Origin of the sequence: Streptomyces sp. CG4, assembly GCF_041080655.1 — a bacterium.
Classification (GTDB): domain Bacteria; phylum Actinomycetota; class Actinomycetes; order Streptomycetales; family Streptomycetaceae; genus Streptomyces.
On sequence record NZ_CP163525.1, the window covers coordinates 4,905,477 to 4,921,699 of the forward strand.

Genomic DNA, 16,223 nt, shown 5'->3' on the forward strand with positions numbered 1-16,223 from the left:
CTGGTGCGGTCAGCTGAGACCGACTCAGATGTCGAGGAAGCGGACGTCCTTGGCGTTGCGCTGGATGAACTGGCGGCGCGCCTCGACGTCCTCGCCCATCAGGACCGAGAACAGGTCGTCGGCCTGGGCGGCGTCGTCCAGGGTGACCTGGCCGAGGACCCGGTGCTCCTGGTCCATCGTGGTCACGCGCAGCTCCTCGGCGTTCATCTCGCCGAGACCCTTGAAGCGCTGGATCGAGTCCTCCCTGACGCGCTTGCCGCGCTGGCGGCCCATCTCCAGCAGGGCGTCGCGCTCGCGGTCGGAGTACGCGTAGTCGACCTCGTCGCGACCCCACTTGATCTTGTACAGCGGGGGGCGGGAGAGGAACACGTGCCCGGCCTCGACCAGCGGCCGCATGAAGCGGAACAGGAAGGTCAGCAGCAGGGTGTTGATGTGCTGGCCGTCGACGTCGGCGTCCGCCATCAGGATGATCTTGTGGTAGCGGAGCTTCTCGATGTCGAAGTCCTCGTGCACACCCGTGCCGAAGGCCGAGATCAGCGCCTGGATCTCCTGGTTCTGCAGGATCTTGTCGATCCTGGCCTTCTCCACGTTCAGGATCTTGCCGCGGATCGGGAGGATCGCCTGGTACTGCGGGTTGCGGCCGGACTTGGCCGAGCCGCCGGCGGAGTCACCCTCGACGATGAAGATCTCGCACTTGGTGGGGTCGTTCGACTGGCAGTCGGAGAGCTTGCCCGGCAGGGACGCCGACTCCAGCAGGCCCTTGCGACGGGTCAGGTCCCGCGCCTTGCGGGCCGCCACGCGCGCGGTGGCCGCCTGGATGCCCTTGCGGACGATGTCCGCGGCCTCGACCGGGTTGCGGTCCAGCCAGTCGTTGAGGTGCTCGTAGACCGCCTTCTGCACGAAGGTCTTGGCCTCCGTGTTGCCCAGCTTGGTCTTCGTCTGGCCCTCGAACTGCGGCTCGCTCAGCTTGACGGAGATGATCGCGGTCAGACCCTCACGGATGTCGTCACCGGTGAGGTTGTCGTCCTTCTCGCGCAGCAGCTTCTTGTCGCGCGCGTACTTGTTGATCAGCGACGTCAGCGCGGCCCGGAAACCCTCTTCGTGCGTGCCGCCCTCGTGGGTGTGGATGATGTTCGCGAAGGAGTACACGCCCTCGCTGTAGCCGCTGTTCCACTGCATCGCGACCTCGAGGGACAGGCTCTTGTCCTTGTCCTCGGCCTCCAGGTCGATCACCGTCTGGTGAACGGCCTCCCCCTTGCGGGAGTTGAGGTACTTCACGAAGTCGACGATGCCGCCCTCGTAGTGGTACGTGACCGACTTGACCTCGGCCTTCTCGTCCGCACCCGCCTCGTCCGCACCGCTGGTCGCCTTCGCCGACTCGCGCTCGTCGGTGAGCCGGAGCGTCAGGCCCTTGTTGAGGAACGCCATCTCCTGGAAGCGCCGCGACAGCGTCTCGAAGGAGTACTCGGTAGTCTCGAAGATGTCCGGGTCGGCCCAGAAGGTGACCGAGGTGCCGGTCTCGTCCGTGGCCTCGTGCTGGGCGAGGGGGGCCGTCGGGACGCCGAGCTTGTAGTCCTGCGTCCAGCGGTGGCCGTCCGTCCTGATCTCGACGGACACCTTGGTCGACAGGGCGTTCACGACGGAGACGCCGACGCCGTGCAGACCGCCGGAGACCGCGTAACCGCCGCCGCCGAACTTGCCGCCCGCGTGCAGCACGGTCAGCACGACCTCGACGGCCGGCTTGCCCTCGGACGGCACGATGCCGACCGGGATGCCACGGCCGTTGTCGACGACCCGGACGCCGCCGTCGGCGAGGATCGTGACGTCGATCGTGTCCGCGTACCCGGCCAGCGCCTCGTCGACCGAGTTGTCGACGACCTCGTACACCAGGTGGTGCAGACCGCGCTCGCCCGTGGAACCGATGTACATGCCGGGCCGCTTGCGGACCGCGTCCAGCCCTTCGAGCACGGTGATGGCGCTGGCGTCGTAGGAGGCAGAGGCCGCGCCGGAGTCGGTGGCCTCGACGTGGACCGCGGCCTCGGCGGCCTCGCCGCTCACGCCGGCGTCGGTGGACGGGATGTTCTCGTTGGGGTTGCCGGAATCGGCCACGAAGCGCCCTTTCTGGCACAGCACGAGCCGGGCTCGTCGGCGGGTTGCCGGAGCGGCTGCGGCATGTTGCGGTGGTAAGCCTTGATCAGCGTTGCTCAGCATTTCCCGGGCGGTCCCCACAATGGGGCGGGATTGTCTTCCAGTCTACCGGTAGGTCTGACATCGATGGGGGTTTGCCGGTACCTGAGTCCGCATGTGCCGCCCTGAACCGACCTCGACCGGGTCCCGATATACGGATGGGGGCTCCAAGGGGCTCACAGCGGCACTCAGCGCTTCGAGGCGTCAACCCTTGGCTACTGGGGGGTCAGATGGGCGTCCACACCCGTGTCGGGCGACGATCGGCGCGGGTGCGCAGGGGGACGACCAGGGGTACGGCAGCGTCCCCGGCCGAGCCTGCGACGTGACGTACGTCACGCGCAGGTGTCGCCTGGGCCGGAGCTCCCCGGAGCGCGCAGCGGGCCGTAGCGGCGGGCCGGTCCGCCCGGATTGAGCACCTTGATCATGCGTACGGTGCCGTGCCCCAGGTCCTCGTTGAGCCGGGCGACCAGCGCGGGCGCGAGGTGGCGCAGCTGGGTCGCCCAGGCCGTCGAGTCGCACTGCACGGTCAGCACCCGCTCGTCCTCGTCGTACCGCTGCGGCACACAGTGCTTGGCCAGGTCCTCGCCGACGATCTGCGGCCAGCGGCCCATGACCCCGCCCACCGCCGCGGGCGTCTCCCAGCCGCGCTCGGTCAGCAGCCGGTTGATCGCGGCACCGAGCGCCATCGGATCGCGGCCGTCGGCGCGCGCACCGGAGCGCAGCCCGCCGCCGCGCCGGGCCTGCTTCTTCTGCCGTGCCGCATCCCCACGCGCGCGTGCCTGCTCCCGCGCCGCGCGCAACGCCACACGCGCGAGATCGACACCGGAGGGTTCGGGACCGGAGGATTCGGGCGCCTTCTTCGCATCCTTGGCGGCGGGCTCGCCCGTGCTGCCGGAGCTGCCGGTGCTCATACGCGCTCCACCGTCCCGTCGGCCACCGCATACCGCGCGCCGGCCAGTACGTCCGGTACGTCGTCGTCCACAGCGGCGGTGACCAGCACCTGCTCGCCGGGCGCCACCAGCTCGGCCAGCCGCTCACGCCGGCGCGCGTCCAGCTCGGCGAAGACGTCGTCCAGGACCAGCACCGGCTCGTTGCCCTCGGCCCGCAGCAGGTCATAGGAGGCCAGCCGCAGCGCGAGCGCGTAGGACCAGGACTCGCCGTGCGAGGCGTAGCCCTTGGCGGGCAGCTGACCGAGTTTGAGAATCAAATCGTCCCGGTGGGGACCTACGAGCGTGACACCGCGCTCGATCTCCTGCTTGCGCGCCTCGGCGAGCGCCGCCATCAGCTGGACGTAGAGATCCTCGCGCGTGTGCGCGTCACCGGGCGCAGACGGCTTGTAGTCCAGCGCCAGCGGCCCGCCGCCGGGGGCCAGCTGCTCGTACGCCTTGTCGGCCAGCGGCTGCAGCGCGGCGATCAGGTCCAGCCGCTGGGCGAGCAACTCGGCGCCCGCGCGCGCGAGATGCTGGTCCCACACGTCGAGCGTGGACAGATCCATGGCCCGCCCGCCGTGCCGACGCGCCAGGGCGGCGGTCTTCAGCAGCGTGTTCCGCTGCTTGAGCACCCGCTCGTAGTCGGAGCGCACCCCCGCCATGCGCGGCGACCGGGCGGTGATCAGCTCGTCGAGGAGCCGCCGCCGCTCCCCGGGATCCCCCTTCACCAGGGCGAGATCCTCGGGCGCGAACAGGACCGTGCGCACGATGCCGAGGATGTCACGGGGCCTGACCTGCGAAGACCGGTTGATGCGGGCGCGGTTGGCCTTGCCCGGGTTCAGCTCCAGCTCGACCAGCTGCTGCCGCTCGCCCTGCCGGACCTGCGCACGTATGACGGCTCGCTCGGCGCCCATACGGACGAGAGGGGCGTCGGAGGCGACCCGGTGGCTGCCGAGGGTGGCGAGATAGCCGACCGCCTCCACCAGGTTGGTCTTGCCCTGCCCGTTGGGCCCGACGAAGGCGGTGACGCCCGGGTCGAGCGGAACCTCGGCCCGGGCGTACGAGCGGAAGTCGGCCAGCGAAAGATGCGTGACGTGCATGGTCGTTTCGCCGGCCTTCCCCAGAGTGCTGATGGGCTGTGGATTCTGTGGATTCACGGGGCTCGCGGGGCGGCCCTGTGGATCGGTAGATCTGTGGATCTGTGGATTACTTCTTCTCGACGGCGTGACCGCCGAACTGGTTGCGCAGCGCGGCGATCATCTTCATCTGCGGCGAGTCCTCCTGACGGGAGGCGAACCGCGCGAACAGCGATGCGGTGATCGCCGGCAGCGGCACCGCGTTGTCGATCGCGGCCTCCACAGTCCAGCGTCCCTCACCGGAGTCCTGTGCATAACCGCGCAGCCCGTCCAGGTGCTCGTCCTCGTCGAGCGCGTTCACCGCGAGGTCGAGCAGCCAGGACCGGATGACGGTGCCCTCCTGCCAGGACCGGAACACCTCACGGACGTCCGTGACGGAGTCGACCTTCTCCAGCAGCTCCCAGCCCTCGGCGTAGGCCTGCATCATCGCGTACTCGATGCCGTTGTGGACCATCTTCGCGAAATGGCCCGCGCCGACCTTGCCGGCGTGCACCGAGCCGAAATCGCCCTCCGGCTTCAGCGCGTCGAAGATCGGCTGCACCTTGGCGACGTTCTCGGCATCGCCGCCGTACATCAGCGCGTAGCCGTTCTCCAGGCCCCAGACGCCACCGGACACACCGCAGTCCACGAAACCTATGCCCTTGGCAGCGAGCTCCTCGGCGTGCCTCTCGTCGTCCGTCCAGCGGGAGTTGCCGCCGTCCACGACCACGTCGCCGGGCTCCAGCAGCTCGGCGAGCTGGTCGATGGTCGACTGGGTGGGCTCGCCGGCCGGGACCATGACCCAGACCACGCGCGGACCGCTGAGCTTGCCCACAAGCTCGTCCAGGCTGTGGACATCCGCGAGGTCCGCGTTGCGGTCGTATCCGAGGACGGTGTGGCCGGCGCGGCGGATCCGCTCGCGCATGTTGCCGCCCATCTTGCCGAGGCCGACGAGACCGAGCTCCATCAGTTGTGTTCCTTAGGTCGCTGTGTGGCGTGACAGGCACCGAAGTGCCGAGCCGAGCCTAAACCCGCCCGTTCACGCACAGCTGTGGGCATACGCGCTCATTCGTTAGGCCCCTGACCTGCGGCTTCGACGCGCCGCCAAGACGACCTCACACCCGCCCAGCCACAGTGCCGGGCACCCACACCAGGCACCCGGCACTGTCAACAGCTGTGGACAACGGTCAGCCGCTGAGCCGCACCGGCATGATCAGGTACTTGTACGCGTCGTCGGCCTCGGCATCCACCGCGGGCTTCCCACTGAGCAGCGCCGGCTTCGTGGACGTCGTGAACGACAGCTGGGCCACCGGAGAGTCGATCGCGCTCAGGCCGTCCAGCAGGAACGTCGGGTTGAAGGCGATGGAGATGTCGTCGCCCTCCAGCTGGGCGTCGACCCTTTCCACAGCCTGTGCATCGTCACTGGACCCGGCCTCGAGGATCAGCACACCCTGCTCGAAGCTCAGCCGCACCGGCGTGTTCCGCTCGGCCACCAGTGCCACGCGCTTGACGGCCTCCACGAAGGGCGCGGTCTCGATCACGGCGACGGAGTTGAACTCGGTCGGGAACAGCGTCCGGTACTTCGGCAGGTCACCTTCGAGCAGCCGCGTGGTCGTACGACGCCCCGCGCCCTCGAAACCGATCAGACCCTCACCGGCACCCGACCCGGACAGCGCCAGCGTCACGCTGTCACCGGCACCGAGCGACTTGGCGGTGTCCAGCAGCGTCTTGGCCGGGACCAGGGCGACCGCGGAGGCCTCCGGGTTCTCCGGCTTCCACAGGAACTCACGGACCGCGAAGCGGTAGCGGTCGGTGGAGGCCAGGGTGACCGTGTCCCCCTCGATCTCGATGCGCACACCGGTGAGGACCGGCAGCGTGTCGTCACGGCCGGCGGCGATGGCCACCTGGGAGACGGCGGCCGCGAAGACCTCGCCGGGGACGGTGCCCGTGGCGCTCGGCATCTGCGGCAGCGCCGGGTACTCCTCCACAGGCAGTGTGTGGAGGGTGAAGCGGGAGGACCCACAGACCACGGTCGCCCGTACACCGTCTGTGGAAATCTCCACCGGCCGGTTGGGGAGAGCGCGGGAGATGTCGGCGAGCAGACGGCCGGAGACGAGGACGGTGCCCTCCTCCTCGACCTCGGCCTCCACCGAGACGCGCGCGGAGACCTCGTAGTCGAAGCTCGACAGGCTCAGCTGGCCGTCCTCGGCCTTGAGGAGAAGGCCGGCGAGGACAGGCGCCGGCGGACGGGCCGGGAGGCTGCGTGCCGCCCACGCCACTGCCTCCGCGAGTACGTCGCGTTCCACCCGGATCTTCACCGTAAGCCGCCTCCTGCTGTTGCTACTGAGTCCTCCGACTCGGTGTCACGGCCCATCGCGAAGGGAAGGACACCGGGGACCAGTCTGACGCACAGCACTGACAGTAGGTGCCCGTCGGGGTCAAGTCGCACCGAGGGGCAGCCGGGCTCGAAACAGCGAGTTGTGCACAGCCCCCGCTTCGAAACGAATGCCGAGCTCTCTCTAGTCGGGAGTAGTAGTAGGGGCTGTGGATACCGTGGATAACCACGTTTTCCCAGCTCAGAGCCCGAATTTTGTCCACTGGTCCTGTGGGCGGAGGCAGTGGACAACCGGGTGTCTCTGTGGAGAACAGAAAGTTCTGCACACACCGCCCACAGCCCGAGGGCAGTTCTCCCCAGCTGCGTCCCCAGGTTTACCCACGTTTCCCACACCCCAATCCGGCACCTTCGTGTGACGGCTTTCACTCGACGCGGTGATCGGGTGCGTCGCGTTGCCGAACAGTGGACAGCCATGTGGAGAAGCCGGGGATCGCTGGGGACAACGGGCCACAGCCTGTGGGTTGCCCGTGGACAACTTCGTGCACAGCCTGTGGATCTCTCCTCTGTCCACAGTCTGTGGAGATCGTTCGTCCACGATTCCACAGGCATCTGAGCTGGGTGAACGTCGTATGAACAGGCTCCCTGTGGACGCAGTTCGGGACAACTCCCCAGTCCCCAGCGTGTGGACGGAAGAAACTCACCGAATCTGTGGAGAGTGGCCGTAACCAGGCCCAAAATCGAACGCCCGATGGCGAACGAGTAACACTCCACAGCCGCCACTCCAGCCTCAGATGCGGGCACCCCCTCTGAGGAAGGCACCCTGCACGTGCCGGCCGGCTCCCCATCCCCGCCCAGCCGCAGCACCGGGCAAGGCCGCAGGAACGCGAGAGGGCGCCCCCGGGACCCGATGTCCCGAAGACGCCCTCAGCGTCGGTGTACAGGCGGCGCCGGCCGTACGTCAGCCGTTCTTGATCCGGTTCGTCAGCTCGGTCACCTGGTTGTAGATGGACCGCCGCTCCGCCATCAGCGCACGGATCTTGCGATCGGCGTGCATGACGGTCGTATGGTCACGCCCCCCGAACTGCGCCCCGATCTTCGGCAGCGACAGATCCGTCAGCTCCCGGCACAGATACATCGCGATCTGCCGGGCGGTGACCAGCGCGCGCCCGCGCGAGGTGCCGCACAGGTCCTCCACCGTCAGCCCGAAGTAGTCCGCGGTGGCCCCCATGATCGCCGTCGCCGTGATCTCGGGCGCGCTGTCCTCGCCGCCGGGGATCAGGTCCTTCAGGACGATCTCCGTCAGGCCGAGGTCCACCGGCTGCCGGTTGAGCGACGCGAACGCCGTCACCCGGATCAGCGCCCCCTCCAGCTCACGGATGTTCCGCGAGATCCGCGAGGCGATGAACTCCAGTACCTCCGGCGGGGCGTTGAGCTGCTCCTGCACCGCCTTCTTGCGGAGAATCGCGATACGCGTCTCCAGCTCGGGCGGCTGCACATCGGTGATCAGGCCCCACTCGAAACGGTTCCGCAGCCGGTCCTCCAGCGTGACCAGCTGCTTCGGCGGCCGGTCGGAGGAGAGCACGATCTGCTTGTTGGCGTTGTGGAGCGTGTTGAAGGTGTGGAAGAACTCCTCCTGCGTCGACTCCTTGTCCGCGAGGAACTGGATGTCGTCGACGAGCAGGATGTCCATCTCGCGGTAGCGCTTGCGGAAGCTGTCGCCCTTGCCGTCGCGGATGGAGTTGATGAACTCGTTGGTGAATTCCTCCGAGCTGACGTACCGCACGCGCGTGCCCGGGTAGAGGCTGCGCGCGTAGTGCCCGATGGCGTGCAGCAGATGCGTCTTGCCGAGCCCCGACTCCCCATAGATGAAAAGGGGGTTGTACGCCTTCGCCGGTGCCTCGGCGACGGCCACCGCGGCCGCGTGCGCGAACCGGTTGGAGGCGCCGATGACGAACGTGTCGAAGAGGTACTTCGGGTTCAGCCGTGCCGTGGGCTCGCCGGGCCCGCTCGCCGGCGCCGGCTGCGCGGCCAGCGGGCCGGGGGCGCCGGTCGAGGGCAGGTCCGGGCGCCCGGGGCCGCCGCGATGCGCCGGGCCGCCGCCCGCCGACTGCTCGGGCAGCTCACGGCGCACGGGGTCGCGCTGGTCGTACTCGGTCCGGGACGGGTTGTACTCGGGGCGCGCGGAGTCGTAGTCCGGGCGCGCGGTCTCGTAGTCCCCGCGCGGGCTGTCGTACTCGCCGCGCTGCTGCTCGTACGACGGCCGGTCCATGCCCTGCGGGCGGTAGTCCGAGGGCGGCGGGCCGTAGGTGTCGGGGCCGGAGCCGTAGGCGTCCTGGGACGACGGCGACGCGTACGGGTCGCGCTCGGGAAAGCCGAGCCGCGGCTGCTGCCAGCCGTACTCGTCCTGCCCGGGCCGCGGCCAGGTGCCCGGCTCACGGCGCTGGTACTCGGAGGGATAGGCCGGGCGCACGACGGGGTGCTGGTCGGGGCGGCCGGTGGGCAGCTGGTCGGCGCGGGACTGCGGCTCGGCCGGCGGCTGCTCGGCGGCCCGGTGGCGGCCGTAGCCCTCGTACGGTCCGGACGGCAGTTCGGGTTCTTCGTAGCGCGGCTTCGGCGGCTGCTGCACCGGTGCCGCGGGAGCCGGCGGCTCGCCCGCGGAGTCGTCCACGGTGATCGCGATACGGATGGGGCGGCCGCACTCGCGGCTCAGCGTCTCGCTGACGATCGGCGCGAGACGGCCCTCCAGTACGCCTTTCGCGAATTCGTTCGGTACGGCGAGCAGAGCGGTGTCCGCAACCAGCGCGAGCGGCTGGCAGCGCCGGATCCAGTGCTCGTCCTTCGCCTCGACACCCTGTCCTCGGCCCTCTCCGAGGAGCTGCTCCAGTACTCGTGGCCACACTGCGGCAAGATCGGCAGGTACGTCAGCCACAGGGCACGCTCTCTCACAGGTCCCACGAACGTGTGATCGCGAGACGGGTCGGGGTGTACATCGGGTGGTCGGTGGGTCAAACCCGCCGGGGCGGGGGACAAAAGAACGAATCGGAGTTCAGCCACGGTAGTCAGCGCGGCGGGTGCGGTTCAAGTTGTTGTCCCCAGCCTGTGGATAGTGTCTCTCCGTGACCCTCGGTTTGACCGGATGGCGTAGCCCCGCGTACCGTAACCAGGTCGAGTTGTCGATGGCTGCTGCCGCCTGCCTCCGAAGGGCACAGGTCACTTCAGGTGATCGGGAAGCGGTGCACTCGGGCGTGACGCGAGCTACTCGTGGGCGCACGGTGACAGCCAAGACGGCACCCCGCAACTACCGATTTATTTCTGGAGCCCCCGAGTGAGCAAGCGCACCTTCCAGCCGAACAACCGTCGTCGCGCGAAGACCCACGGCTTCCGGCTGCGTATGCGCACCCGTGCCGGCCGCGCGATTCTCGCGTCCCGCCGTAGCAAGGGTCGCGCCCGCCTGTCCGCCTGATCCCGATCAGGTCATGACATCGTGCTGCCTACCGAGAACCGGCTGAGGCGGCGCGAGGACTTCGCGACCGCGGTCCGACGAGGACGCCGGGCAGGACGCCCGACTCTCGTCGTCCACCTTCGTAGCGGTGCCACGGACCCGCACGCGCCTGGGGAGAGCGCTCCCTCGACGCGTGCGGGTTTCGTCGTGAGCAAGGCTGTGGGTGGCGCGGTCGTGCGCAACAAAGTGAAGCGCAGACTGCGCCATCTGATGCGTGACCGAGTCGCCCTGTTTCCCCCCGGTAGCCTGGTAGTCGTACGAGCGCTGCCCGGAGCGGGCGACGCAGACCATGCACAGCTGGCCCGAGACCTGGATGCCGCTCTTCAGCGGCTACTGGGAGGGGGCGCGCGATGAAGTACCCGCTGCTGGCTCTGATCAAGCTGTACCAGTGGACGATCAGTCCACTGCTGGGGCCGGTGTGCAAGTACTACCCGTCGTGCTCCCACTACGGCTTTACGGCCATCGACCGGCATGGTGCGATCAAGGGAACGGCACTGACCGCCTGGCGCATCCTCCGGTGCAATCCGTGGTCGCTGGGCGGTGTGGATCATGTTCCGCCGCGTAAGCGCCCACGGTGGCACGAAATGCTGCGCAACGCTTGGCGCGCACGCAAGGGCGGGCCCTCCGCCGCCGAACCGGCCACCGAAGCGAAGCCTCCTTCCGGGCTTCCTTCGAGCCCGGCCGCAGAGACCTCGTCCCATGTCCAAGGAGCATGATTAGTGGACACGATTGCCAGCCTCTTCAGCTTCATCACGACACCGGTCTCCTGGGTCATCGTCCAGTTCCACACGGTGTACGGCGCGATCTTCGGCCCCAACACCGGGTGGGCCTGGGGCCTGTCCATCGTGTCCCTGGTGATCCTGATCCGTATCTGCCTGATCCCGCTCTTCGTGAAGCAGATCAAGTCGACGCGTGCGATGCAGACGCTCCAGCCGGAGATGAAGAAGATCCAGGAGCGCTACAAGAACGACAAGCAGCGCCAGTCCGAAGAGATGATGAAGCTGTACAAGGAGACGGGCACCAACCCGCTCTCCTCGTGCCTTCCCATCCTGGCGCAGTCCCCGTTCTTCTTCGCCCTGTACCACGTGCTCAACGCGATCGCGACGGGCAAAACGATCGGCGTCCTCAACGAGTCGCTGCTCGCCAGCGCCCGTAAGGCGCACATCTTCGGTGCCCCGCTCGCGGCGAAGTTCACGGACAGCTCGGACAAGGTCGCCGCGCTGGGCGCCGCGCTGACCGACGTCCGCGTCGTCACCGCGATCATGATCGTCCTGATGTCGGCGTCGCAGTTCTACACGCAGCGCCAGCTGATGACGAAGAACGTCGACACGACGGTGAAGACGCCGTTCATGCAGCAGCAGAAGATGCTGATGTACGTCTTCCCGGTGATGTTCGCCGTCTTCGGTATCAACTTCCCGGTCGGTGTCCTCGTCTACTGGCTGACCACCAACGTGTGGACCATGGGCCAGCAGATGTACGTCATCCGCAACAACCCGACCCCGGGTTCCAAGGCCCAGGCCTCCTACCTGGAGCGTCTGACCAAGCACGTCACGCACCACGGCAAGGTCCGCCGCCGGAGCGAGAAGACCATCGTCAAGGCGATCGTCGCCAAGGGCCGCGACCGCAACGAGTTCGAGCGCAAGTTCATCAACGCCCTGAACAAGGCCGGTCTCGCCGCTCAGGCCGACGGCACCGTGGTGAAGAGCGTGGCCCAGGCCACGGCACAGACCGAGGACGGCGCGGAAACCGCCTCGGCGGCGACCGGTGCCGGTACCACCACGGCCCGGCGCCAGCAGCCCAAGCGCCAGTCCAAGTCCCAGCGTCAGTCCGGCGGGCCCAAGCAGGCCGGTGGGACCACCTCGCTGGAGAAGTCCGACGAGCCGCAGGACGCCAAGCCCGCCGCTGCCCAGCAGGCCTCGAAGCCCGGCTCCGGCACCCGCAGCAAGGCCCAGTCCGGCCAGCGCAAGGGTGGCCCGCAGCGGCCCAAGTCCCCGTCCAAGAAGTAAGAAGGAGCCCATCCCGTGACGGAAGGCACCACCCCTGCCGCTGCCGAGGGTGCAGACACCCTGACCCGACTGGAGCAGGAGGGTGAGATCGCGGCGGACTACCTGGAGGGTCTGCTGGACATCGCCGACCTCGACGGCGACATCGACATGGACGTCGAGGCCGATCGCGCCTCCGTGTCGATCATCAGCGACACCGGCGGCCGCGACCTGCAGAAGCTGGTCGGCCGGGACGGCGAGGTGCTGGAGGCACTGCAGGAGCTGACGCGTCTGGCCGTTCACCGGGAGACCGGCGACCGCAGCCGGCTGATGCTGGACATCGCGGGTTACCGGGCCAAGAAGCGCGCCGAGCTGTCCGAGATCGGCGCCAAAGCTGCCACCGAGGTCAAGAACACCGGTGAGCCCGTCAAGCTCAAGCCGATGACCCCGTTCGAGCGGAAGGTCGTGCACGACGCGGTCAAGGCCGCGGGGCTGCGCAGCGAGTCGGAGGGCGAGGAGCCGCAGCGGTTCGTCGTCGTGCTGCCCGCCTGATCGGCTCCCACGTTTTACCGGCCCCGTCTGTAGAGCAGACGGGGCCGAACTTTGTCAGCCTGGTAGTTCTGGTGGCCGGTGCGCGAAGCGCCGGCGCTGTACGGAAGGACGGTCCCCGTGACGGAGGCAGCGGAGCTTCCCCCCGCGCCCGAGCAGGCGCGGGAAGTGTTTGGTGATCGTTTCGCCGATGCGGTCCGCTACGCGGAGCTGCTCGCCGAGGCGGGCGTGCAGCGTGGCCTGATCGGCCCGCGGGAAGTGCCCCGCCTGTGGGAGCGGCATCTGCTGAACTGCGCGGTGCTCTCCGAGGCCGTGCCCGAGGGCGTGACGGTCTGCGATGTCGGCTCCGGCGCCGGACTGCCGGGCATTCCGCTGGCCCTGGTCCGGGAGGACCTGAACATCACCCTGTTGGAGCCGCTGCTGCGGCGCACCAACTTCCTCACCGAGGTCGTCGAGCTGCTCGGCCTGGACCATGTCACGGTCGTACGGGGGCGTGCCGAGGAGGTCCTGGGCAAGCTTCCGCCGGTCCATGTGGTGACCGCCCGTGCCGTGGCTCCGCTGGACCGTCTGGCCGCCTGGGGCATCCCGCTGCTGCGTCCCTATGGCGAGATGCTCGCGCTCAAGGGAGACACTGCCGAGGAGGAGCTCAAGGCCGCGGCCACGGCACTCAGCAAGCTCGGCGCCGTGGAGACATCCATCCTGCATGTGGGCGAGGGAGTGGTGGACCCGCTCTCCACCGTCGTGCGGGTCGAGGTCGGCGAGAGCCCCGGCGGTGTGCGGTTCGCGGCGAAGCGGGCGAAGGCAGCCCGTGCCGGCCGCGCTCGTCGGCGCCGGTGACACTGGGGATCACGAGTCGGAGGGAGGCGCTCACGCTGAGAGGCGTGGGTGCCTCTGATCCGTCCTGACGACGAGACGTACTCCACACAAGCTGCCAAACCTACGCAGGCCGGAGTGTCGCGAACGTTCGGTCGCCGCCGCTGTGCATCGTGTTTCACGTGAAACGTCGCTCACTGCTCCACGGCATCATCAGTCGCGGCCGCGCTGCGGCCGAACCTCGCGACCGCAAGCCCCTCGGTTCCCTGGGTGAGGATCCCGTCTCTCATGGCACTCCGTCCCTCTCCAGGGGCACGGAGTTGTCCACAGAGGTGGAATTCTCCACAGAACACCAGGCCTCACTGGTTCACGACCCCGAAGGCATGGGAGGCTCTGTTCATTGCGAGCCTGAAGTCGAGGAGAGTGAATCCTTGCGGTCCGACGCCAACATCGCGGGACCGATGACCGATCCGGTCCCCGGTCCCCGTACCGAGTCGATGGGGGCGGATGTTTCACGTGAAACACCGCCTCCGATGGACGACACTCCCATCGGCCGTGCGGCCCAACTGGCGGTAGAGGCTCTGGGCCGCGCCGGCGAAGGTCTGCCGCGACCGGAGCAGACCCGAGTCATCGTGGTCGCCAACCAGAAGGGCGGCGTGGGCAAGACGACGACGACCGTCAACCTTGCTGCTTCGCTGGCTCTGCACGGCGGCCGCGTCCTGGTGATCGACCTCGACCCCCAGGGCAACGCATCCACCGCCCTCGGGATCGACCACCACGCCGAAGTTCCTTCCATCTACGACGTGTTGGTGGAGAGCAAGCCTCTCGCCGAGGTTGTCCAGCCGGTCCCCGACGTGGAAGGCCTCTTCTGCGCCCCCGCCACCATCGATCTCGCCGGTGCGGAGATCGAGTTGGTGTCCCTGGTGGCCCGTGAGAGCCGGCTGCAGCGCGCGATCCAGGCGTATGAGCAGCCGTTGGACTACGTCCTCATCGACTGCCCGCCCTCCCTCGGCCTATTGACGGTCAACGCGTTGGTGGCGGGGCAGGAGGTCCTCATTCCGATCCAGTGCGAGTACTACGCACTCGAGGGTCTGGGCCAGCTGCTGCGCAACGTCGACCTGGTGCGGGGGCACCTCAACCCCACGCTGCATGTGTCGACCATCCTGCTCACCATGTACGACGGCCGGACGCGTCTCGCTTCCCAGGTCGCGGAAGAGGTGCGCACCCACTTCGGCGACGAGGTGCTGCGGACGAGCATTCCCCGCTCGGTCCGTATCTCCGAGGCGCCGAGCTACGGGCAGACGGTCCTGACTTACGATCCTGGATCGAGCGGTGCCCTCTCGTATCTTGAGGCGGCCCGAGAAATCGCGCTGAAGGGCATCGGCATCAGCTATGACGCGAGCCAGGCCCATATCGGTGCCCAGAACGACCCGAGCATGGTGGAGGGGATCCAGTGAGCGAGCGACGGAGGGGGCTGGGGCGTGGCCTTGGCGCACTGATCCCCGCTGCCCCGACCGAGAAGACCCCGGCTCCGGCCGCACTGGGAGGCGGAGCCTCCACCTCCCCCGTAGCCGTCCCGGTGCTGACGACCGACCGTGGGGTGGCCGCGGCGAAGGTGGCAACACTGCCGCCTGTTTCACATGAAACCGAGGAGCCGCCGGCGAGTCCCGTCGCGGAGACGCCGGCTCCTCCGCTGGGGGCGCACTTCGCCGAGATCCCTCTCGATGCGATCTCGCCCAACCCGCGCCAGCCGCGTGATGTCTTCGATGAGGACGCGCTGCACGAGCTCGTCACCTCCATCAAAGAGGTCGGTCTCCTGCAGCCCGTCGTCGTACGGCAGGTGGGGCCCGCCCGCTATGAGCTGATCATGGGAGAGCGCCGCTGGCGTGCCTGCCGTGAAGCCGGCCTGGAGGCCATCCCGGCGATCGTCCGGGCCACAGAGGACGAGAAGCTTCTCCTGGACGCGCTGCTGGAGAACCTGCACCGCGCCCAGCTGAACCCGCTGGAAGAGGCCGCCGCCTACGACCAGCTGCTGAAGGACTTCAACTGCACGCACGACCAGCTGGCCGACCGGATCGGGCGTTCTCGGCCGCAGGTCTCCAACACGCTGCGTCTGCTGAAGCTCTCGCCGACGGTCCAGAAGCGGGTCGCCGCCGGAGTCCTCTCCGCCGGCCATGCCCGAGCACTGCTGTCCGTGGCGGACCCTGAGGAGCAGGACCGGCTGGCACACCGCATCGTGGCCGAGGGGCTGTCGGTGCGAGCCGTCGAGGAGATCGTGACCCTCATGGGCTCGCGGCCCCAGAAGCCGCAGCGTCCCAAGGGACCGCGCGCCGGCTCCCGGCTCTCCCCGGCGCTGAACGAGCTGGCGACCCGGCTCTCGGACCGCTTCGAGACCCGGGTGAAGGTCGACCTCGGTCAGAAGAAGGGCAAGATCACCGTTGAGTTCGCCTCCGTGGACGATCTCCGGCGGATCCTGAGCACGCTCGCTCCCGATGAGGGGCCGGTGCTGCAGCAGGAACTGCAGGAGGACGCAACGGAGGAGCAGGACGACTGAGCCTGACCCTCTCGGCCGTGCGAGGAGCGGGCAGTGTCCGGTGTGTACCGGAACACGGCCCGCTCTTTGCTTTGAGGCGGTATCGAGCGGTTCGCTTCGTGGATACGATGCGATCGGGTATGGCGCATCCACCGGACAGCATCTGCATCTCTGAGTGGGGAGTCGGAGGCCATGCGATCGATGAGCCGCACCGGACTGGTGAGCGCGGGCCTGAGCCTGGGAGCGGTCGGCGGATTCGTCGGCAGCCTGCTCAGGGA

At 68.4% G+C, this 16,223-nt stretch carries 14 protein-coding genes; 8 read left to right on the plus strand and 6 right to left on the minus strand.

Going from position 1 to position 16,223, the window contains the following annotated elements; genetic code table 11:
* Window positions 1-24: 24 nt before the first annotated feature.
* The 6 genes from gyrB to dnaA all read right to left on the minus strand — a co-directional run bounded on the left by gyrB (window position 25) and on the right by dnaA (window position 9,495).
* The gene (gene gyrB, locus AB5L52_RS22145; protein ID WP_351016959.1) at window positions 25-2,133 is read right to left on the minus strand and encodes a DNA topoisomerase (ATP-hydrolyzing) subunit B; all 2,109 of its coding nucleotides are present in this window, start codon (window positions 2,131-2,133) and stop codon (window positions 25-27) included.
* Window positions 2,134-2,519: 386 nt separating this feature from the next.
* Window positions 2,520-3,098: a DUF721 domain-containing protein gene (locus AB5L52_RS22150; protein ID WP_369365755.1), complete on the minus strand. Its 579-nt coding sequence runs from the start codon at window positions 3,096-3,098 to the stop codon at window positions 2,520-2,522.
* Window positions 3,095-4,216, minus strand: coding sequence for a DNA replication/repair protein RecF (gene recF / locus AB5L52_RS22155; protein WP_351766101.1), 1,122 nt, complete (start codon window positions 4,214-4,216; stop codon window positions 3,095-3,097). Before recF ends, AB5L52_RS22150 begins: the two co-directional genes overlap by 4 nt.
* 106 nt (window positions 4,217-4,322) lie before the next feature.
* Window positions 4,323-5,198 carry a phosphogluconate dehydrogenase (NAD(+)-dependent, decarboxylating) gene (gnd, locus tag AB5L52_RS22160; protein WP_369365757.1) on the minus strand — a complete coding sequence of 292 codons (876 nt, stop codon included), beginning with the start codon at window positions 5,196-5,198 and terminating at the stop codon, window positions 4,323-4,325.
* Between the two features lie 220 nt (window positions 5,199-5,418).
* Complete coding sequence (gene dnaN, locus AB5L52_RS22165) at window positions 5,419-6,549, minus strand: DNA polymerase III subunit beta (protein WP_351016949.1); 1,131 nt, start codon at window positions 6,547-6,549, stop codon at window positions 5,419-5,421.
* Window positions 6,550-7,524: 975 nt separating this feature from the next.
* Window positions 7,525-9,495, minus strand: a complete 1,971-nt coding sequence (gene dnaA, locus AB5L52_RS22170; protein ID WP_369365759.1) for a chromosomal replication initiator protein DnaA — start codon at window positions 9,493-9,495, stop codon at window positions 7,525-7,527.
* 396 nt (window positions 9,496-9,891) lie between these two features.
* On the opposite strand from dnaA, the gene rpmH reads away from it, so the two are divergent.
* The 8 genes from rpmH to AB5L52_RS22210 all read left to right on the plus strand — a co-directional run bounded on the left by rpmH (window position 9,892) and on the right by AB5L52_RS22210 (window position 15,966).
* Window positions 9,892-10,029, plus strand: coding sequence for a 50S ribosomal protein L34 (rpmH, locus tag AB5L52_RS22175; RefSeq protein WP_003956500.1), 138 nt, complete (start codon window positions 9,892-9,894; stop codon window positions 10,027-10,029).
* Window positions 10,030-10,050: 21 nt separating this feature from the next.
* Window positions 10,051-10,422 carry a ribonuclease P protein component gene (rnpA, locus tag AB5L52_RS22180; RefSeq protein ID WP_351016943.1) on the plus strand — a complete coding sequence of 124 codons (372 nt, stop codon included), beginning with the start codon at window positions 10,051-10,053 and terminating at the stop codon, window positions 10,420-10,422.
* Complete coding sequence (yidD, locus tag AB5L52_RS22185; protein WP_351016940.1) at window positions 10,419-10,784, plus strand: membrane protein insertion efficiency factor YidD; 366 nt, start codon at window positions 10,419-10,421, stop codon at window positions 10,782-10,784. The genes rnpA and yidD overlap by 4 nt, the downstream gene beginning before the upstream one ends.
* A 3-nt stretch (window positions 10,785-10,787) precedes the next feature.
* The gene (yidC, locus tag AB5L52_RS22190; protein ID WP_351575698.1) at window positions 10,788-12,074 is read left to right on the plus strand and encodes a membrane protein insertase YidC; all 1,287 of its coding nucleotides are present in this window, start codon (window positions 10,788-10,790) and stop codon (window positions 12,072-12,074) included.
* A gap of 15 nt (window positions 12,075-12,089) precedes the next feature.
* The gene (locus tag AB5L52_RS22195; protein ID WP_351016934.1) at window positions 12,090-12,602 is read left to right on the plus strand and encodes a R3H domain-containing nucleic acid-binding protein; all 513 of its coding nucleotides are present in this window, start codon (window positions 12,090-12,092) and stop codon (window positions 12,600-12,602) included.
* Window positions 12,603-12,719: 117 nt separating this feature from the next.
* Window positions 12,720-13,436: a 16S rRNA (guanine(527)-N(7))-methyltransferase RsmG gene (rsmG, locus tag AB5L52_RS22200; protein WP_351575694.1), complete on the plus strand. Its 717-nt coding sequence runs from the start codon at window positions 12,720-12,722 to the stop codon at window positions 13,434-13,436.
* 359 nt (window positions 13,437-13,795) lie between these two features.
* The gene (locus AB5L52_RS22205) at window positions 13,796-14,869 is read left to right on the plus strand and encodes a ParA family protein (protein WP_351017416.1); all 1,074 of its coding nucleotides are present in this window, start codon (window positions 13,796-13,798) and stop codon (window positions 14,867-14,869) included.
* Window positions 14,866-15,966 (plus strand): ParB/RepB/Spo0J family partition protein, encoded by a 1,101-nt coding sequence (locus AB5L52_RS22210; protein ID WP_369365764.1) that lies wholly within the window; start codon window positions 14,866-14,868, stop codon window positions 15,964-15,966. Before AB5L52_RS22205 ends, AB5L52_RS22210 begins: the two co-directional genes overlap by 4 nt.
* Window positions 15,967-16,223: the final 257 nt, after the last annotated feature.

Excerpts from the sequence above, each read along its gene's own strand:
- AB5L52_RS22150 (WP_369365755.1), bottom strand. The coding sequence starts at position 3,098 with ATGAGCACCGGCAGCTCCGGCAGCACGGGCGAGCCCGCCGCCAAGGAT.
- gnd (WP_369365757.1), bottom strand. The coding sequence starts at position 5,198 with ATGGAGCTCGGTCTCGTCGGCCTCGGCAAGATGGGCGGCAACATGCGC.
- AB5L52_RS22205 (WP_351017416.1), top strand. The coding sequence starts at position 13,796 with ATGGGAGGCTCTGTTCATTGCGAGCCTGAAGTCGAGGAGAGTGAATCC.
- recF (WP_351766101.1), bottom strand. The coding sequence starts at position 4,216 with ATGCACGTCACGCATCTTTCGCTGGCCGACTTCCGCTCGTACGCCCGG.
- yidD (WP_351016940.1), top strand. The coding sequence starts at position 10,419 with ATGAAGTACCCGCTGCTGGCTCTGATCAAGCTGTACCAGTGGACGATC.